14 protein-coding genes and 1 tRNA gene are annotated in these 19,744 nt (G+C 60.2%); 9 read left to right on the top strand and 6 right to left on the bottom strand.

Annotated elements, in window-relative coordinates:
• The first annotated feature begins 29 nt into the window (after positions 1 to 29).
• From HS101_09785 to HS101_09775, 3 genes are read left to right on the top strand one after another with little or no spacing between them, the layout of a single operon-like run.
• Complete coding sequence (locus tag HS101_09785) at positions 30 to 2,270, top strand: MFS transporter (protein ID MBE7506562.1); 2,241 nt, start codon at positions 30 to 32, stop codon at positions 2,268 to 2,270.
• 18 nt (positions 2,271 to 2,288) lie between these two features.
• A complete protein-coding gene (locus HS101_09780) occupies positions 2,289 to 2,606 on the top strand; it encodes a nucleotidyltransferase family protein (GenBank protein MBE7506561.1) in 318 nt (105 codons plus the stop codon).
• On the top strand, positions 2,593 to 2,931 hold the full coding sequence (locus tag HS101_09775; protein MBE7506560.1) for a DUF86 domain-containing protein: 339 nt from the start codon (positions 2,593 to 2,595) through the stop codon (positions 2,929 to 2,931). Before HS101_09780 ends, HS101_09775 begins: the two co-directional genes overlap by 14 nt.
• Positions 2,932 to 2,957: 26 nt before the next feature.
• Here the strand turns inward: HS101_09775 and HS101_09770 are convergent, their stop codons facing one another.
• Together HS101_09770 and HS101_09765 are read right to left on the bottom strand one after the other, a co-directional pair.
• The gene (locus HS101_09770; protein ID MBE7506559.1) at positions 2,958 to 3,431 is read right to left on the bottom strand and encodes a DUF1801 domain-containing protein; all 474 of its coding nucleotides are present in this window, start codon (positions 3,429 to 3,431) and stop codon (positions 2,958 to 2,960) included.
• Between the two features lie 116 nt (positions 3,432 to 3,547).
• Positions 3,548 to 5,245, bottom strand: coding sequence for a hypothetical protein (locus HS101_09765; GenBank protein ID MBE7506558.1), 1,698 nt, complete (start codon positions 5,243 to 5,245; stop codon positions 3,548 to 3,550).
• 247 nt (positions 5,246 to 5,492) lie between these two features.
• Here HS101_09765 and HS101_09760 point away from each other — a divergent pair, with 247 nt between their 5' ends.
• A complete protein-coding gene (locus HS101_09760) occupies positions 5,493 to 6,557 on the top strand; it encodes a PA0069 family radical SAM protein (protein MBE7506557.1) in 1,065 nt (354 codons plus the stop codon).
• A gap of 737 nt (positions 6,558 to 7,294) precedes the next feature.
• Positions 7,295 to 8,176 carry a hypothetical protein gene (locus tag HS101_09755; protein ID MBE7506556.1) on the top strand — a complete coding sequence of 294 codons (882 nt, stop codon included), beginning with the start codon at positions 7,295 to 7,297 and terminating at the stop codon, positions 8,174 to 8,176.
• A gap of 162 nt (positions 8,177 to 8,338) precedes the next feature.
• Here HS101_09755 and HS101_09750 read toward each other — a convergent pair whose 3' ends face one another.
• Together HS101_09750 and HS101_09745 are read right to left on the bottom strand one after the other, a co-directional pair.
• A complete protein-coding gene (locus HS101_09750; GenBank protein ID MBE7506555.1) occupies positions 8,339 to 8,866 on the bottom strand; it encodes an IS630 family transposase in 528 nt (175 codons plus the stop codon).
• Between the two features lie 89 nt (positions 8,867 to 8,955).
• Positions 8,956 to 9,405, bottom strand: coding sequence for a helix-turn-helix domain-containing protein (locus HS101_09745; GenBank protein ID MBE7506554.1), 450 nt, complete (start codon positions 9,403 to 9,405; stop codon positions 8,956 to 8,958).
• Positions 9,406 to 9,826: 421 nt separating this feature from the next.
• On the opposite strand from HS101_09745, the gene HS101_09740 reads away from it, so the two are divergent.
• The 3 genes from HS101_09740 to HS101_09730 all read left to right on the top strand — a co-directional run bounded on the left by HS101_09740 (position 9,827) and on the right by HS101_09730 (position 15,929).
• On the top strand, positions 9,827 to 10,141 hold the full coding sequence (locus tag HS101_09740; protein ID MBE7506553.1) for an HNH endonuclease: 315 nt from the start codon (positions 9,827 to 9,829) through the stop codon (positions 10,139 to 10,141).
• 1,119 nt (positions 10,142 to 11,260) lie between these two features.
• A complete protein-coding gene (locus HS101_09735; protein MBE7506552.1) occupies positions 11,261 to 14,878 on the top strand; it encodes a response regulator in 3,618 nt (1,205 codons plus the stop codon).
• 28 nt (positions 14,879 to 14,906) lie between these two features.
• Entirely contained in the window at positions 14,907 to 15,929 is a 1,023-nt protein-coding gene (locus HS101_09730; GenBank protein MBE7506551.1) for a response regulator, read from the top strand.
• Positions 15,930 to 15,982: 53 nt separating this feature from the next.
• On the opposite strand, the gene HS101_09725 is transcribed toward HS101_09730, so the two are convergent.
• Both HS101_09725 and ilvC read right to left on the bottom strand, forming a co-directional pair.
• Positions 15,983 to 16,055 (bottom strand) — tRNA-Ala (locus tag HS101_09725).
• Positions 16,056 to 16,113: 58 nt separating this feature from the next.
• Entirely contained in the window at positions 16,114 to 17,112 is a 999-nt protein-coding gene (gene ilvC, locus HS101_09720) for a ketol-acid reductoisomerase (protein MBE7506550.1), read from the bottom strand.
• A 294-nt stretch (positions 17,113 to 17,406) separates the two neighbouring features.
• On the opposite strand from ilvC, the gene HS101_09715 reads away from it, so the two are divergent.
• Positions 17,407 to 19,743, top strand: coding sequence for a hypothetical protein (locus HS101_09715; GenBank protein MBE7506549.1), 2,337 nt, complete (start codon positions 17,407 to 17,409; stop codon positions 19,741 to 19,743).
• The last annotated feature ends 1 nt before the right edge of the window (position 19,744 follow it).

Raw genomic sequence — 19,744 nt, 5'->3', positions numbered from 1 at the left:
TTTTTACCCCCGGCGTATATCTTGACCGCATGGCAGCACCCGCAACCTTCAACCGCGCCGAAGTCGTCGACAAAAACTTCCTTGCCGTCCTTAAGGATTGGAGCGAACCCGCCCCGCCCGCGCCCCCGCTGGACCAGCCCCTGCGCAACGGCGGCACCTGCACCGGCCAGGACCTCCTCGAACTCTTCGAGTCGCAGATGGTCACGCGCCACCTCGACCTCATCGCCCGCTGGCTCCGCGCACGAAACGCCGCCTTCTACACCATCGGCTCCGCCGGCCACGAGGGCAACGCCGTCGTCGGCCGACTCACCCGCCACACCGACCCCGCATTCCTCCACTACCGAAGCTGCGCCTTCAAAGCCGAACGGGCCCGATACGTCCCCTCCGTCGACTTCATCTACGACACCGTGCTCTCCCAGGCCGCCAGCGCCGACGACCCCATCGCCGGCGGTCGCCACAAAGTCTGGGGCTCCGTGCCGCTGTGGATCCTCCCGCAGACCAGCACCATCGCCAGCCACCTCCCCAAGGCCGTCGGCACCGCCATCGCCATCCGCCGCGCCAAGCAGGTGGGCCATAAGCTGCCCGTGCCCGAAGACAGCATCGTGGTGTGCAGCTTCGGCGACGCCAGCATCAACCACTCAACCGCGCAGGGCGCCATCAACGCCGCCGCATGGGCCGCCTACCAGTCGCTGCCCGCCCCGGTGCTCTTCGTCTGCGAGGACAACGGCATCGGCATCTCCGTCCGCACCCCGCCCAACTGGGTCGAGGCCAAGTTCCGCGAGCGTCCCGGCCTGCACTACTTCCAGGCCGACGGACTCGACCTCATCGAGTGCCATCGCTCCGTCACCGACGCGGTGAAATACTGCCGCACCCATCGCGCCCCCGTCTTTCTGCACCTGAAGACCATCCGCATGCTCGGCCACGCCGGTACCGACTTCGAGCCCGCCTATCACACCCTCGAGGAAATCGCCGCCACCGAAGCCCGCGATCCCCTGCTCGCCTCCGCCCGTCTCGTCATGCGCGCCGGCCTCATGACCGCCGCCCAGATTCTCGAAAAGTACGAGGCCATCCGCTCGCGCACCGCCGCCGCCGCCGAGAAGGCCGTCACCCGTCCCCGCCTCGCCACCGCCGCCGAAGTCATGAAGCCCCTCGCCCCGTACCACCCCGACAAGGTCAACGCCGAAGCCCGGCGCACACCGCCGCACGAAAAGCGCGTCGAGGCCTTCGGCGATGAATCGCGCCTGCCGGAAAAGCTGGAACCCCGCCACCTCGCCGTGCAGATCAACTCGGCCCTGCACGACCTCATGGCAAAGCACGGCGAGATGATGGTTTTCGGCGAGGACGTCGCCCAGAAAGGCGGCGTCTACTACTGCACCGCCGGACTATGGAAAAAGTTCAAGGCTGCCCGCGTCTTCAACACCCTGCTCGACGAGCAGACCATCCTCGGCGTCGCACAGGGCATGTCCAACATGGGCATGCTCCCCTTCCCCGAGATTCAGTACCTCGCCTACTTCCACAACGCCTGCGATCAGATTCGCGGCGAGGCCTGTTCGCTCCAGTTCTTCTCCAACGATCAATATCGAAACCCAATGGTGATTCGCATCGCCTCGCTCGGCTACCAGAAAGGCTTCGGCGGTCACTTCCACAACGACAACAGCATCACCGCCCTGCGCGACATCCCTTCGCTCATCCTCGCATGCCCTTCGCGCGGAGATGACGCCGCGGCCATGCTCCGCACCTGCGCCGCACTCGCCAAAGTCGACGGCCGCGTCGTCGCCTTTCTGGAGCCCATCGCCCTCTACATGACCAAGGACCTCCACGCCGAAGGCGACGGCCAGTGGCTCTTCCCCTATCCGCCGCCCGATGAAGCCATCCCCCTCGGCGAACCTCGCGTCTATTTCCCCGAGGCCCGAGACCTGGTGATCATCACCTTCGGAAACGGCGCCCACATGTCGCTCCGCGCCGCCAAGCGCCTCCGCGATCAGGAAGGCTTGCGCGTCCGCGTCGTCGATCTCCGCTGGCTCGCCCCGCTGAACGTGGAAGCCATCGCCGAGCACGCCCGAGAAGTGGGCCGAGTTCTTGTCGTGGATGAAGGACGTCGCAGCGGCGGCATCAGCGAGGCAATCTTCACCGCCATCATCGAAGGCTGCGACAGGCCGATCAAAATGCGCCGCGTCGTCGGCGAAGACACCTACATCCCCCTCGGCCCCGCCGCCGACACAGTCCTCCCATCCGTCGACGCCATCATCGCCGCCGCCCGGGCGTTATAATGCAAGAAGGAGGCCCAGATGGTTCGAGCGAATGTCCAGTATTCCCGAGACAAGCTGGCCGAAGTCTGTCGCCGCTATGGCATCCGCCGTCTGTCATTGTTCGGCTCCGCCGCCCACGGCGATTTCCGGCCGGACAGCGATGTCGATGTGCTCGTCGAGTTCGCCGAAGGCCGCACGCCGGGCTGGGAAATTGTCGACGTGGCGGATGATCTGTCATCCGTGTTTGACAACCGTCGCATCGATCTGATTAACCCCAAATTCGTCAATCATCGCCTTCGCGATCGAATTCTTGGCGAAGCAGTCATTCAGTACGAGGCCGACGATGCCGCACGATGACAGCGTGTATCTCGGTCACATGCTCGATACCGCCCGAAAAGCGGTCTCAAAGGTTAGCGGAAAGACGCGTGCCGATTTCGACGCCGACGAAGACCTCCGAATCGTGCTCGCACACCTCGTTCAAGTGATCGGCGAGGCATCAACCCGCGTGTCTGCAAAATCAAAAACAGCTCACCCGCAGATTCCGTGGCGCCGCATCAGCGGCATGCGCCATCGAATCGTCCACGACTATATGGATATTAACGACGACGTTCTCTGGCAGGTCGCCACGGCCAACCTGCCCGAACTCGTCAACCTACTTGAGAGCATCGTCAGCGACGCCTAGCGGCGGTTCGGCCGGCGCGGTCGCCCTCACTTCTTCTTCCGCTTGCCGCCCGTTTTGATGTTCGCCTCGTAGTACGAAATGAGTTCGTCAACCGGCACCCGGGCGACCGCCTCGCCGATCACGTCCAGCGCAACGTCTTCAATCTTCTTGAACCGAATGCACGACTTGCCCATGTCCAACTTCTTGCCCGTCTTAGCCCACTCCTTGCGGAATCGTTCCTGCTGCCCGGCATTGAGATAAACGCACATCAGATAGATCGCCATGTGGTTCTTCTGCGACGCCAATCCCGCAAATGGAAGCGGCATCTTCGGATCGCAGTAATACCCGGGCGGATAAACGCTGTGCGGCACAAAGTAGCCGATCATGCCGTACGTGATCCCCTCGGCGTATCCCTTTCCGAGATTCTTCTTGATCACCTTGCGCACCGCCTCGATCGCCCTGCGCCGATCCAGCGGCAATCCATCAAGATACTCCTTGACCGTCTTCGCCTTGCTCACCATTCGATGGTTCCTCCAATGTGCCCCGCAGGCGAAGGCATTTTACCGCATCTTCGCCCGGGAGCACGCCGGATAGACACCAATCGAATCCCGCACCAAACCCCCTTTGGCGCCCGCACCTAAGGCGCCACAGAAACCGTCGTCGCCGCCGACACCGTGCGGTTAAGCGTCACCCACAACTCCTGCGTCGCCGTGTTCAGCGAGACAAACGCCCCGGCGTCAGCCGCCCCCGTGTTCACCGTCACCGCCGCGCCATCCACCATGATGCTCGGCAGCGTTCCGGCCGCGTACTCGCGAATTACAAAGATCGGCGCCTTCACCGGCTTCCCCGCCGCCGGCGTCATCGTAAACGCCGCCTGGTTCGCCGCCGCCGTAAGGTTATACGTCGTGTAACTCGGGTCGTATCCGTTCACCAGCGTCTTCGTTTGCGCCGCACCCGGCCCGCGCGGCGCCGTCATCACCAGCGCACCTGCCGTGACATTCGTAATCGTCGCCGCGGCCATCGCCTCGACCTGTTTGATCGCGATCGCCACGTCGCCGTCAGCCGTGTACATCCCCGCGCCCGCGTCAAACCGGTTCTTCGGGCCCAGCACGATCAGCGTCGCATACGACCGATCGCCCCGGCCATCCGCCGTCCCGCTGTAGTCAAACAAACTGAAGCTCGACGCGCCCAGCCATCCATAAGGCGAGCCCCATGCGATCAGTTTCGTCCCCGTCGCCTCACCCGCCGGCTTCCCCGTCGTCGGGTCCCAATCGTAATTCATCAACTGATACGGCCAGCCCGTGACGCACGGCATCGCATACACCCGCGCATCGCCGAATCCGTTGCAGTCGCCCTTGTTGGGAAACGCCGCCGCCGAATTCGTCCCGCGCTCGCGTCCCACCACGCGATCGCCGTAGCCCATCTGCTTATCCAGCGGCATCGTCTCAACAATGCCCATCTCCGCGTTCGTGTTCGCCGTCCACGATCGCGTAAAGTTCACCGTATTCGCCTCAGAATAAATCCACGGCGAATTCAGCGTCAGCATCGCGTCAGTCGTGCGAAACTTGAATCCCGCATCGCCCCACGATACCCCGCCGATCGCATCGCCCGCATTGCGCGACGCCGCGCCATCCCAATTCAGCGATCCATACGGCCCGCGCACATCCATCCGGTACACATCAAAACTGGTATTGCCCGGATTCGTCGCCTGGCCCGTCTTCCACGTCACTGCCCAGACAGGATGATCCCGCCCCGTCGCCACGAACCAGTCGATCACCACCGGGATCTTGATCCCATTACCGCCGCCTTCCTTATCCCGATCGTAAAGCATCTCCACCCGATGAATCGCATGATGCCCGCCGGAAAAAACCGTCGTCGTCACGCTCGTCGGCGCATTCGCCTTGCCGATCGGCGAGTTGCCGTTGACGTTGTTGTGCGAAACGACGTAGCCGAATCCCTCGTGGCCGTACGCGTCGTCGTTCGCGCTCCGCGTCACCGTCTGCACACCGTCGTTGAATGAGAAGTCGTATTGATACAGATACGGCCCGATGATCATTGAGCGATTCGCCCCCAGCGAATCCTTCCACGTCACGTTGTTCACGCTCGCCGGCGCGGCAATTCCCTCTGGGTCGTTCCGCGTCCCCGCCGCCACCGCCGTGATGCTGTTCGCGCTCGCCGAAAGCCCCGGCTGCACCACGGGCGCGCCCGGTCCCGGCGTCATGTTGTCGGCCTGCGTCCCGCAACCTGTCACGGCAAGCGCGAAAACCGCCATCGCGCCCGTTACACTCAGGAACCTGTTTCGTCTCGTTCGGATAGTTGAATGGTGGGTGGTCATGGCTCGACTCCTTTCGAGACGCTCTCCCGCGAGGGTAAGGGGCGTCCGGCGTTGGGCCATATATCTCCTTGCGTCATCTCGGCCCGCCCCTTCACGCCTCCCCCGGGCCAAAAAGCCCCTCGCTCAACCGTAACCCACGCTCCGACAGAACCCTGATGCACCCCCGATATCCTCGTTTTTTTTCGAATCGGCCCGCCCCCCCAAGCCCTTGAATACCTAACTAAAACCGAATATGATCGCCCCCATCATGGCCATCAAGCTCATCGACAATCCGCCCAATCCCTACGCCTCCGAACACCGCCAATGGCTCGAGCCCCCGCCCGCCGTCAAGATCGAGGTCTTCGAAGAGACCGCCAAGTCCGTTATCACCGAGAACGACAGCCCCGACATCCCCTTCACCTACTCCGTCAACCCTTATCGCGGGTGCCAGCACGCCTGCGCCTATTGCTACGCCCGGACCTACCACGAATACCTCGACATGGGCGCCGGCACCGATTTTGAAACCAAGCTCGTCGTCAAGACCAACGCCGCCCAGCTCCTCGCCAAAGAACTCTCCCGTCCGAAGATGCGCGGCCAGTCGCTCAGCTTCTCCGGTGTGACCGATTGCTATCAGCCGCTGGAGGCCGTCTACAAGATCACCCGCGCCTGTCTCGAAGTCTGCCTCGACTATCGCACCCCCATCTCCATCATCACCAAGAGCTACCTCGTCATGCGCGACGCCCACCTGCTCGCCACGCTCCAGCGCGTCGCCGGGGCCGTCGTCTACCAGAGCATCCCCTACGCCGACGACAAACTCGCCCGCGCCATCGAGCCGCACACCCCACCGCCGACCAAGCGCTTCGAGGCCATGCGCAAGCTCGCCGACGCCGGCGTTCCCGTTGGTGTCATGGTCTCGCCCATCATCCCCGGCCTCAACGATCAGGAGATCCCCGAGGTCCTCCGCCGCGCCGCCGAAGCCGGCGCCCGATCGGCCAGCTACATCCCCCTGCGCCTGCCCGGCAGCGTTGAGGAGGTGTTTCGCTCTCGATTGAAATCCTCCCTGCCCCTGCGTGCCGATCGTGTGGAGGCCCGTCTCAAGGAGATGCGCGGCAACAAGTTCAACGAGAACCGCTTCGGCCACCGCATGAAAGGCGAAGGCACCTACTGGCGAAGCATCCAATCCCTCTTCGCCGTCTCCGCCGCCCGCTTCGGCCTCTCCGAAGTCCTCCGCGACTGCGTGAAGGAGGGACAATTCCCGGCCGGAATCACAACCAGCCTCCCGGTGCTGACCCCAACTGCGCCGCCGTCGCAGCAGATGCAGTTTGAGTTTTGAAAATGCAGAACAAACCGCTCAAAAACGAAGGTGACATAAGGTGACACATGCGTCGGCGAATCGCTCGCAACTCCAATGGCGGTCATGTGTTGGGGCGGCTCGAGTTTCTGGCGGCTTTTGAGTGGAAAGGCCCTGACATTCGGGCTGCGGGTTGGATGTGTTTTGTAATGTGGATACTTGATTCGCATAGGCCGCCTTCTTGGAGTAATGCTTGCTCCACGTCCGCGCCAAATACGACAATCTGTCAACTTACCAGTCCCGGTAGTTAGGAGGATAATCTAACTCCTCAATCTGCGGCTCCCTTGCCCGGCAGGGCGGACGACGATCACGGGAAGCCTTCAATCTCGTCGAACTCGATTCGGTGTCGCCGGACGACTTCGAGGAATTCGTCTTTGAAATCCCGCCGCTGGTGATGATCCTTTTGCCCGCGAGCGGCTAGTCAAGTACAATCAGACACTCAATCGGGCAAAGCCGCCCGGAGGTGCCGTATCAGTGGTGGAACCACAAAACGAAAGCCCGCACCATATTTGGTGACTAATCGGGGTGCCGCATACCTTGGTGACAGCCTCTCCCTGCTGTCGGCAGCACTGAGGCCTAATTCTGTGGATCTGGTGATGACTAGCCCTTCTTTCGGACTCGTCCAAAAGAAGGGCTACAGCAACCGAGATGTGGACCAGTAGGTCAAGTGGTTCATGACAAGCAACCAAGCCGCTTCTTAGTAACCGGACCCGCAATACATGACTGTTGCCGCGAGGCTTCACCACGATTGGAAGGATGATCTTCGCTCACTCCTGACCGAAGCTCGGAAAAGTCTCGTCATCTCGTCACCCTATGTTACGACACGTGGGACGGATTTTATCCTCACCCATCTCTCGAACACGATAAAGCCGACGATTCAAGTTGCCCTTCTCACAGACCTGTCGCCAATGAACGTTGCGCAAGCCTCGACTGACCCGGACGCGGTTCGTTCACTTGCCACCGCGCTGCCCCGAACTCGCGTATTCCATCTTCCTCGCGTTCATGCCAAGGTCTATGTCACGGATGCTGAGCGGGCGATTGTCACATCTGGGAATCTGACGAAGGGCGGGCTGGATTTCAACTATGAGTACGGACTCAAGGTGCTCGATGAGCCGACGGCAGCCGCAATCAACCGCGACATTACCGAATACGCTGAGCTTGGCGCGCTCGTGCCCATCGAAGCCCTGATCGGATTTTGTGAGAAAGCTACGCAACTTCGACAACTCTACAAGAAGAGCGAGAGCACCATACGGCGCGAGGATACCCGGCTACGTCGCGCCTTGACTACTACAGCGGACGATCTCACCCGGCTACGGCTTGCTGGGGGCCCCATACACACCGTGTTCGCCGCGACAATCCAATACCTACTCGCTAAGCATGGCCCCATGCCAACAACGGAACTCCATCCACGCGTTGAGGCCATGCACCCCGATCTGTGCGACAACTCTGTCGACCGTGTGATCGATGGCAAGCGATTCGGCAAAAAATGGAAGCACGCGGTGCGAACCGCCCAGCAACAGCTGAAAAAACGCGGACGAATTGAACTGACCGGCGATAACTGGACTCTGACTAGAGGACGCCTGCCGTCAGACGGGGAGTAGTCATGGCCAGGTTAAGCTGTGAAGGATGTGATGGACGCGGTGTTCGGGCCCCGGCGCGGCCGTCCTGTCGGATCGACGCGCCAAAGAAGCCTTGGATCGTCGTCGAGCGTTGTGATACATGCGAGCAGTTTGAGGACGATCTAAGTAGAAACGCAGAATCCTTTACGCTGCCTTTTTGTAAACTTCGTCATGATCGTACATGAATCCCATTTTGTCGCGGTGGCCATTGACACGGGCGATGCCGAGGCGGAACGCATCTACGAGATCATCGACGGTTGCAAACAGGATATTGGCGATGACCGTCCGTTTCAGATGTCCCCACAACCGTTCGATGAGATTGAGGCTCGGGCAGTACGGCGGCAGCCAGTAGATGGTGATCTGGTCGGCGTGGGCCGCCAGCCATTCGTAGACGGCCTGGGTATGGTGAAATCTTCCGTTGTCGCAGATCAGCCGAATCTTTCGGCCGGCATAGACCCTGACCAGCGCCGTCAGAAATATCAGGAAGTTCGTGCCGCTCTTGGTGTCGGCGATGGTGTGAACGATCCGGCCGGTGGCATAGTCCACCCCACCGTAGACAACTTTCTTTTCATTCTTGCCGGGCGCGGGCACCTCGGGCTGCTGGCCGATCGGGGCCCACATCCGAGTGAGGGTTGGATGGCGATGAATTTCGACCTCGTCTTGATAGATCACGGCCTCCGTGGCATCGTCCTTACGGCGTTTTTAGAGACGATTCAACTGCCGGCGGGCCTTTTCGTAGGCCACCTCGTTGCGCTTGCCCTTCAGGGGTGCTTGGGACGACGAAAGGAGAAGCCCTGTTGCTTGAGAATCCGACGGAGCTGATCGTCGCTGTAGGGCACGCCCGTGGTCTTGACCATGTGTGCCGCCAGCCGACCCGACGACCAGACCGAGAAGCCGTATCCCAAGTCGAGGGGGTTGGTCTGCACGGCCTTCTTCAAGGCCTCCAGATAGCGCGGCGTGGCCCGCGTCTTGCGGCCAGGCGGCTTGATCGGTTGCAGGGCATCGATCCCGCCGATGCGGTAGAGCTTGCGAATCCGCTTGACCGTCTCGGGGCTGCAACCCAGCGTCCGGGCGATGGACGCGATGGTCGAGGCCGAATCCGACATCAAGATGATCAAACAGTTGCGAAACACATCCGCCGAGGACGCGCCGAATCGAAGACCATCCAAGGCTTCCCACTCTCCCGGAGTCAGTCTGATACCGCGTCCCATGCCAACCTCCCAGCGGCTCCGCCGCTAAGAAGTAAGTCGACAAAGGACAGGCAATTGGGTAAATCATTTTGCGTTTCTACTTAGCGGCAGCACTATCGCAGTTTCGCGTCGCTGGTTGGTTTCAGTGTTACTCGGGTAGCCTGCACGCACTCGCAGACATGCGAACTCGTCGAATAACACGACATCGCGACGCAACCTTAACAAAGTAGACCTTTTACTACGCACCACGCTTGGCGGGTAGTGATTGGTAGTTCAAGTTACGGCGGACCGCAATCGCCCAAGAGCCGATCCCCCTGGCAACCCACTGAAACAATGTGTGGTGCGAAGACGCATCGTCGAAACTGTGAGTCGACTCTCTCGCTCGGCGAATTTCCGCGACCAAGTATTGACCGCATATGGCCATCGGTGCGCAGTCACGCGGATGCAGCTCAAACTCGTTGAAGCAGCTCATATCTTGCCTGTCGCCGCAGAGAAAAGTTCGGATCATGTCACCAATGGGATTGCGCTGTCGTCCACATATCACCGGGCTTTCGACACGGGACTGATCTACCTTAACGACTCCTTCGAGATGTGCATCAGTGGGCCCCGCCGAAGATTTCACACGGAACTCGGCTTGGACGGTGGCTTGGTCGATTTCGAAAGATCCCTAGGCAAGATTTACCTGCCGCCTGATAGGGCGCAATGGCCCAATCGCGAGTTTGTCAATCGGGCGAATAAGTTGCGTTTGGTCGGTTAACGCGTCTCATCGGTCAACCATCGACGCCTTTGCGGCGCTATTCGCCCGCGATGTTACTCTCCGGAACTTGTTGTCGCCCTTAAATCCCTGGTAACCCGGCAGGAGTCAGACGGAAAGAAACTTTAGGTGTGCACCGCCCACCACCGGTTGAAACCGGCGGCAAACACCAGCCGGCTAAAGCCCGGCCTTGTGCGGGGCCACCCCAGCCCGCGCGAGCGCTGAGCACGTATTAACGAATGGAGCCCAAACCATCCACGCCCGGCGGAGATGCGCGCGATGAAGACTCAAGAAAAAAAACCACGGCCCCTAGACCCCGCCGCCCCTTGCCTGCACCCATTTGCCTACAGCCTACAGCCTGCAGCCTGCAGCCCTGCGGCCCCTTCGGCCCCTTCGGCCCCTCGGAACCTGGACCGCTCGGCCCCTCTTGTGTCACCTTCCCGGCACACTTTTCAAAGACTTACAAACGAACTTCCCCGAAATTTTCCGCGCCCATTCGGGCATACACCCGTCGCGTTTCACCTTGCCCGTTTTCACCAAAAACCGCCCAATTCGCGAAGCGCCCCAACACATGCCCGCCACAAGTGTTGGCACAATTTCCAAACACCGTGTGTCACCTTATATCACCTTGCAATTGCTCCCCCCAAGGCCTCCCGGCAGGCCCACGAAGCGAGGCGAAGCGGAATACCCTAAGTCCGAATTCGCGTCGCCGACCCAGCCGCCTTCGGCCGGCTCCCAAGTGCAAGCCCCGGTAAAACCCCACCTCAACCGGCGGCATCGGGTCGATTCCCCGGCGCGAGAAAACCGCCAATAACATTCCGCAAATAATGAGCTCCCGAAATCGGGAATGGCTCGAAATACGCGCCGAGGCTGATTTCACCGGCGAATCTAGCCGAAAAGCTGCTCACGGGGTCGGACGGTCCGCGCGCTTCAAGGAGGATGGATCACGTGAGCAGTACGTACGGTCCCACGTCGAGCTCAGATTGGCTTCCGGGCACACGCCTAGCGTCGAGATTCGCGCTGGGGGGCGCTGCCGTCTCATGCCTCATCGGATCGGCCGTCCTCGTCGGATGGTGCCTGGACAATGACTCTCTGACGAGCGTCCAGACTTCGAAAGTTCCGATGAATCCTCTGACCGCGATGTGCATCATCACGCTGGGGGCATGCCTCGCGCTGGCGCACTTCTACAATTCAAACGAAAAGTGCCTGTCGCTCGCGCGAGTCGGCTCAATGGCTGTCGCGGGCCTGGCGGCGGGAAAGCTGTGCTGCTTCTTCCTCGGATGTGATTTCTGGCCCGATCAATTCTTCTTTGCCAGCAAGGTTATCACCCATTCGACCGGTCCCAACCAGATGGCGCCCAACACGGCCATGGGATTTCTCATGTCGGGCATCGCCATCTGGACACTGGGAAGCGATCGACGCCTTTTCTCAGTTGCCGGTCGCGTGCTTGCCCTGACAACGGTGATGTTCTCCCTCCTCGCCAACATTGGTTACTTGCGCGGGGCCAATGCATTCTACGGACTCTCCGAATTCATCCCGATGTCGTTTCCGACGGCTATCGGGTTCTTTGCCCTGTCATGCGGAACTTTTTCCGCCTTTCTGACCCGATCAAGCCTCCTGGATATTTCCAGGGAGTCAGGTGAAGGCCAATCTTTACAACGGAAGATTATCGTTGGCTTTACCGGCGCTCTGCTCATCTTGAGCACCATCGGCATCGCTTCTTACGCGAGCCTCACCAAGCTCCTCTCCGACGCACGATCGAACGATCACACCTACCAGGTCATGGTCGCCATCAGTGATCTGGCCACGGACATACGCGACGCGGAGATTGGCGCGGGACGATACCTGATCTTCGGAGACAAGTCCTACCTCGATCTTTATGAGTGCGCCATCGCCGAAGTACCGCAGTCGGTCGCTCAGGTTAAGTCATTAACCTCGGACAATCCGGCTCAGAAGGACCGGGTTACCACCCTGGATTTCATCATCTCCAAAAGGCTCGACAACTTACAGAAGTTTGTGGACCTTCGTGGATCCGGTCGCGTGGAGTCCTCGCAATCGCAGCTTCTCGCGGCCGAGGGCAAGCGCATCATGGGGAACCTACGCCTCGTTCTGGCGGAAATGCGACAGGATGAGGACCGTCTACTTAAAAGACGCTCCGAGGAACAGGCTAGCAGTGCGGGCGTGGCCATGTGGGTGATTTCGATCGGCAGCCTTGCATGTTTCCTGCTTGTGGCGGTGGCCGGATTAATGATCCGCCGCGACATGATCGCCCGCGAGCAGGCCGAGCAGTTGCTTCACGAGAGCGAGCAGCGCTATCGGTTTCTGGCCGATGTCATGCCCCAGATCATCTGGACCTCCAGCCCCGATGGGCAAATGGAATACTTCAATTCTCGATGGCGGGAGTTTACCGGTTGCCCAGTCGAGGCAGCGCAAGAGGATTCATGGCGGACAGTCATTCATTCCGACGATCTGCCGGATCTCCTCAGTCAATGGGATCATGCCCGAGGCGCCGGCGACACGTTTCAGGCTGAGTGCCGGCTTCTGAGAAAATCGGACAATGTCTATCGCTGGTTCCTGTGCCGCGCGGTTCCCCGATGCGGTCAGGAAAACGAGGTTGTTCAGTGGATCGGAACGCTGACGGACATTCACGATCGCAAGGTGATTGAGGATGATCTCCAATCCGCGAAGTCCGCGGCTGATCGGGCCAGTGAGGCCAAGAGTGAGTTTCTTGCCCACGTCAGTCACGAGATTCGCACGCCGCTCAACGGCGTCATTGGCATGCTCGATCTGCTGCTTGGAACCGGTCTGAATGAGCAGCAGACTCGATATGCAAAACTGTCCAAGTCCTCCGCGGCCGCGCTGACGGCCTTGATCAACGACATACTCGACTTCTCCAAGATCGAGGCCGGCAAGCTTGAGTTGGAATCGACCGATTTCAATCTTCACCTCACGGTGGAGGACGCAATGGTGATGCTTGCCCAGAAGGCAGCGCAGAAAAATCTTGAGCTTGCCTGCTACATTGCTCCTGCTGTGCCGGCACTGGTTCGGGGCGATCCCGATCGACTGCGACAGATCGTTGTGAATCTGGTTAACAACGCGATCAAGTTCACCACCGACGGAACAATCACTATTCTCGTTACCGCGGAGACCATCCAGGACGAAGCTGCCTTCGTTCGGTTCGCGGTCGTTGACACCGGCATCGGAATCCCCGCTGATCGGATGGATCGATTGTTCAAGTCGTTTTCCCAGGTTGATGCGTCAACAACGCGCGTTCACGGCGGAACGGGCCTGGGACTTGCGATTTCCAAGCAATTGGTCGAACTCATGGGCGGTGAGATCGGCGCCCAGAGTGCCTTTGGTAAGGGTTCGACTTTCTGGTTTACGGCAAAGCTCACAGTGCAGCCAAATGAAAGCAATGAGTTTGCGCCGGTGATCGATCCACGTGGCCTGCGCGTTCTTGCGGTGGATGACAACCTCGCCAATCTGGAAGTACTGCAACAGCAATTGGAGGCATGGGGATTTCAAGCTGCGGCGGCCCCGGATGGAATGCGGGCTCTCAACGTCCTTTGCGGTGCTGCCTCAGCCGGTACGCCCTTTAGGGTGGCCATCGTCGATCAAGACATGCCGGGTATGGATGGGTTGGAATTGGCACGGCAGATTAAGTCGAAATCCGACATTCGCGAAACGGTCCTGATGATCCTGGCCACCATTAAGTCGGATCTGGATCCCCGGCAACTGCGTGAGATGGGCTTCGACGGTCAGATGATCAAACCGGTACGCCAGTCACAACTCTTCGACGCCATCATGAATGCGCTTTCATCCGCCAGGCAACTCACTGAGCGGGTAAGCAGGACAAGTTCAGCGCTTCGGCAGGAACGGCAGTCAAGGACGCCGTCGAGCCCTCGCTCTGCGAAGATTCTGCTTGCCGAGGACAATGAGATCAATCTCATGGTCGCGACGGAGATACTGGCGAGAGCCGGATATCACTGCGACGCCGTTAGCGATGGCCAAAGCGCCGTCGAGGCCGCTCGGTCGGGCCAATACGATCTGATTCTGATGGACTGTCAGATGCCTCTGATGGATGGATTCGATGCGTCCCGTCAGATCCGTGAGCTGGAATCAGCAGCCCAGTTGTCCGGTTCGCCTGCTAAGAGGATTCCAATTGTTGCACTGACCGCCAATGCCATTAAGGGTGATCGGGAGCGATGCCTTGACGCCGGCATGGACGAGTACCTGACCAAGCCGCTCGATCCGCAGAAGCTCATCCAGGTCATCAATAGGCTGGTCAGCAAAACGACTCCGAGCGTATCCGAGTCCAGCGCGATCCTCGATCAATCGAGTGACGGCGATCTGCAGGAATCCGCAACGAAGCACTCGAACGCGGTCCGCGAGCGCCCGCCTATCAACCTGGACTTCCTCAACAAGCAGTGGGGAAGCGATGAAGGATTTGTTCAGACTCTCCTCGCGCGCTTCCGCACCAGGGCGCCGATGGATCTCTCGGAAATCGAGGCGGCCGCTTCCGGCGGCGATTGGCAGGAAGTCGCCCGAATCGCGCATCGTCTCAAGGGCTCATCCGGGTACGTCGCCGCCAACGCCATTGGAGTGATCTGTGAGAAGCTGGAGGCGGCCGCGGCCGCCGGCGAGGAAGAATCCATCAAAGAGCTGGCAGAACAACTTCGGCTGGAATTAGATTGCTGCATGGCCTTCATTACGAGTACTGAGGCCGAGCACGTATCGTGAATTAGATAGTTGGGAAGGGAGACCGTAGATGCGGGTTCTAATTGTTGACGATGACGTTGTTGCACTGGAGGCGCTGCGCCATGCACTGACCTCTGCCGGCCATGATGTGGATGTGGCGGAAGACGGATCAGAAGCGCTGACTGCCTTCGTCATCGGCCATCATCATCTTGTTATCTCCGATTGGGTGATGCCCAATATGGACGGGCTTGAGTTGTGTCGTCAGATTCGACGGCAGGACATTACCGGATACGTCTATTTCATCCTGCTGACTTCAAAGGGTGGTACACATAATATCGTTGAGGGGTTGTCCGCGGGTGCGGATGAATTTCTGACCAAGCCCTTCGAGCCCGCCGAACTCAGGGCACGGGTGCGGGCCGCGGAGCGCGTCCTGTCTCTCGAAACCAGAGACATGGCCATGATCGCCATGGCCCGGCTCGCCGAATCGCGCGATCCGGAGACAGGGGAGCACCTGGAGCGTGTTCGTCAGTACTCTCGAGTCCTGGCGCTTCAACTCTCTCTGAGCCCCGAGTTCAATGACATCATCGACTTGGAGTTCATTCACCTCATTTATATGACGAGTCCGCTTCACGATATTGGCAAGGTGGGAATTCCAGACCAAGTGCTGCTCAAGCCCGGCAAATTGACCCGGGAAGAATTCGAGATCATGAAGACGCACACAACCATCGGCGCAAAGACGCTCGATTCCGTCCTGCAGTCTTTCCCGGAGGCTCGCTTCCTCAAGATGGCCCGAGACATCGCGCTGACCCACCACGAGTGGTTCAATGGCGCCGGATATCCGGACAAGCTGAGGGGTTCTCAGATTCCTCTCAGCGGAAGAATTGTCGCAGTCGCGGATGTCTATGACGCGCTAACTTCCAAGAGGCCCTACAAGGATGCATACGATCACGATACAGCCGTGGAAATGATCTTGACGGAGTCCAGAAGGCACTTTGACCCCGCACTTATTAAGGCGTTCGTCGCGCAGGAGTCCGAATTCGTGGAGATCAAGCGAAGATGCGCAGAGTCACACGCGAACCTGGTGATGGCCTAGGATCAGCGTGGCCAGGCTCTCGATCGGTTGAGGGCGGCTATATTTGTGAAACGTGGAGACGAAGGGGCTCGAACCCTCGACCTTCGCATTGCGAACGCGACGCTCTCCCAACTGAGCTACGTCCCCATTATTCAATTTATTCTAGCCCGACGTGATCGGAATGCAATCGCAGCCCGGTCCTGTGCTACTTGCCCGGGACCCTGCGGCCAAGCCCGCGCACTTTGCGGCCCGCCGCCTCGCTTGGGTGGGCCGCCTCCTCCGCCATCAGTCGCGTAAATAGTCCCTTGCCCCCGGCGCACTCCTTGACCCATCGGTCGGCGAATTGCCCCGATTGAATCTCCGACAAAACCCGCCGCATTTCCGCTCGCACGTGTTCATCAATGATGCGCGGCCCGGTGGTGAGTCCGCCGAACGCCGCTGTCCCGGAGATGCGTTTTCGCATGGCGGCGATGCCCTCTGCATATTGCAGATCGACGATTTGCTTCACTTCGTGAATGCACTCGTAATAGGCCAGTTCCGCCGGATAACCCGCCTCGACGAGGATGTCGTACGCCGCTTTCATCAGCTCGATCACGCCGCCGCACAGAACCGTCTGCTCGCCGAACAGGTCTGTCTCACACTCCGCCGCGAAAGTAGTCTCTATCATCCCGCCCCTTCCGCCGCCGATCGCCGCGCCCCAGGCCAGCGCGGACTTCATGGCATTGCCCGTCGCATCCTGATGCACGCCGACCAGGCACGCCAGCCCCCCACCTTTTTCAAAGCTGGATCGCACCAGCGCCCCCGGCCCCTTGGGAGCGACCAGCACGACGTCGACGTCCTTGGGAGGCGAGACCTGGCTGAATCGAATCGCGAATCCGTGGATAAAGCCGAGCGTCTGGGCAGGTCGAAGGTACGGGGCAATCTGAGACGAATAGATTCCGCCCATCGCCTCATCCGGGAGCGCGAAGATCAGCAAATCCGCGCGGCGTGCCGCCTCATCGACGGAAACTGGAGTAAACCCATCTTCAATCGCCCGACCATGATTCGGGCCTCCGGGTCGCTGGGCGACGGTGACGCTGCACCCGGAGTCACGGAGATTTAGAGCGTGGGCGCGCCCCTGGTTGCCATACCCAAGGACGGCAACCGACCGGCCGCGCAAGACCGAGAGATCGGCATCGGCTTCATAGAAAACGTGGAGCGTCATTAACTCGCCTCTCTATTGCTGAACAAGCGTCCAGTCGCATCCATTGAATTGCAGATTCCCAGGGGGCAGGACATCATATATCTCATACGAATCAGAGGGGTGTTGCTCAATACCGAGGTGAATCGCGTCGGCCTCCGTTCCGGCCTTGCACGGTTGTGACCGGGCGGCTACAAGTGCCGACATCATATGGGGTTCTGTGCCGGACGGCCTGATCAGCAATCCCCGCGTTTCAGGCGGCTCGATAGAGAAAACCCGGATGAAAAGGATGCATCCGCTCCCTGAGGAGGTCCACTCATGTCGGTGTTGCACGTATTCCTATTCGCGTCATTGCTTGTTGGGCAGATGGAGCCGGCCCAGCCTGAGGCGGCGTCCACAGTAAAGACGTCGCGACCGACGCAGAATAATCGCCGCGAGGTTGGTGAGTGGCTGGTCCACCTTGCCCGACACAACGGGCACTTGATCGGCCGGAGTGATCCACGCAAAGCATCATTGCACGTCATCGCCCTGCTGGAGGCGGCGGCGGAGTGTGCCCCCGAAACGGCCGAGGCCTATTACTGGCTTTACGATCTCTATCAGCGCATGGGCAAGTCCGAGGCAGCGATGAAGTCGCTGGCCCGTTATGTGGAACTCGAGCCGTCCGACGACGGCGCGCGGCTCAAGCTTCTGGAGTTCACCCTGGCCGAACGCCAGACCGCCGAAGCTCGCGTGGAGTTTGTGAAGCAGGAGCTTGAGCGGTCGGGTCTGACTCGCATTTACGAAAGCCAGCTCCGCGGCTGGCTGGCCAAGTTTCACCGCGAGCGCGATGAGAACGAAGATGCCGGCAAGCAGGTTGAGCACGCCTTGCGCTTGAATCCGATGAATGTCGCCGCCCGGCAACTCGCTTATGAAATGTATGGCGAGACGCAGGCCGAGCTTCAGCGCGTCGAGCTCGCGCTGCAGATGATCGCGATCAATCCCAGTCAGGTGAATCTCGTTTGGGACTTGGCCGAGTTTCTCGACCGGCTCTCCCTGCACAAGCAGGCGCAGGAGTGGTATTGCCGGGCCATCGACATGCACAAGCGAGCCGAGGCGGGCCCGATTCCGGCCGATCTCTGGCAAAAGCTCGGGATTTCTTACCTGTCCTCCGGCGACGCGGCCAGGGCCAAGGAGGCCGCTGAGGCGGCATTGAAGGAGGATGATTCTCTTCAGTCTGCCAGGCTCCTTCATGCCGGCGCCTGCCGAAAGCTCGGCGAAGAATCAATCGCCGCCGAAGACACGGAACGCGTCCGCAAGGCTTATGAAAAACTCGCCGGTGATGTGATCGAGAAGTCTCTCGCGGACGAGGCGATTCCGGTTGCATGGTACTACTGCTATCACGAACCCAACAAGGGACAGGCCATCAAGCTCGCCGAGATCGCCATGAAGAATCGCAGTCCCAGCCCACTGGCGAAGCTTGCATATGGCTATGCCCTCAGCGCCAACGGCCGCACCGACGAGGCGATCAAGGTGCTCAGGCCGCTTGCGGAAGACGATCAGCTTGCCGCCGTCGAGCTGGCCCGCTGCCTGTTCCAGCGGAGTGAGAAATCGGAAGCCATCACTCTCCTGCACAAGGCGTCGAGCATTCAATACTCCGGTCTCGCCTACGACCAGATCAAGGAGCTCCTCGAAAAGCACGGCGAGAAGGTAGGCTCGCCGCCCATGCACGATAAGATCTGCGCGACGCTGGACAAGTTTCAGCGCGACGTATTCGACTACTATCGCCGGACATCGGACTTCCTGAAGTTCACCGTGAGATTTCTGGACGATCCCATTGCCCCGACCGGCCCGGTCAACGTGGCCGTCCGGCTGGAAAACGTCGGCCCGTTCATCATCACCTTCGGCGACGGTTTCATGGCCAGGCCGCTGGTCGCGCTGAGCGCCAAGGTCTCCGGTGCGAAGACCGTCGAGTATCGCGACTACCTCCAGGTCTTGTTAAGCGCTCGGCCGGTCTTGGTGCCCGGCGATGCGATGGAGAAGATCGTCGCGGTGGACGTCGGTTCGATGCGCGAGCAGTTCATCGCAAGCATCACGACGGATACGAAGATTGAAATCACGGCGATGTTTGACCCGATCTACCACGAGAGCAAGCTCGCTCCGGGCCTCGGCACTGTCACCTTCGGACCGATCGCCGCAACAAGAAAGGCAGTGGACGGTTCCAGTGCCGCGATCGCCGCGCTGGCGGATATGGCGGCCGGCCCCGACGCGACCGCACGAGCAAGAGCCGCCGAACTTGCGGGGGCGATCCTCGCATCGCGCCTTTCGGGCAGCAGCGACGAGTCCAACAGCGAGGATGTATCGAAGCTTCGGTCGATTCTCGCCCGACTCGCCACGGATTCCGACTGGACGATTCGCGCGCGGACACTGGTCGCGGCAGGATGGTCGAAGCTGGATGCGATTCTGACGCAGGCGGCCTCTGCGACCGTGCGTGACGGCGAGCCGGCCGTGCGCGTACTGGCCATCCAACTCTTCGCTGTTCAACAGGGCGACGCGTTTCGCAAGGTACTGGAGCACGTCAGCCGGTCGGATGCGAGCCAGAGCGTCCGCACGATGGCCACGAGCTATCTGCTCGATGGCAGTCGGAGCCAGGCGAATTCGGAAATAATTGAGCCGTAAT

It is taken from the genome of Planctomycetia bacterium, from assembly GCA_015075745.1.
Lineage (GTDB): Bacteria > Planctomycetota > Phycisphaerae > UBA1845 > UTPLA1 > UTPLA1.
Note: the sequence above shows the minus strand (reverse complement) of the source record. Positions and strands in the feature narration are given on the sequence as shown.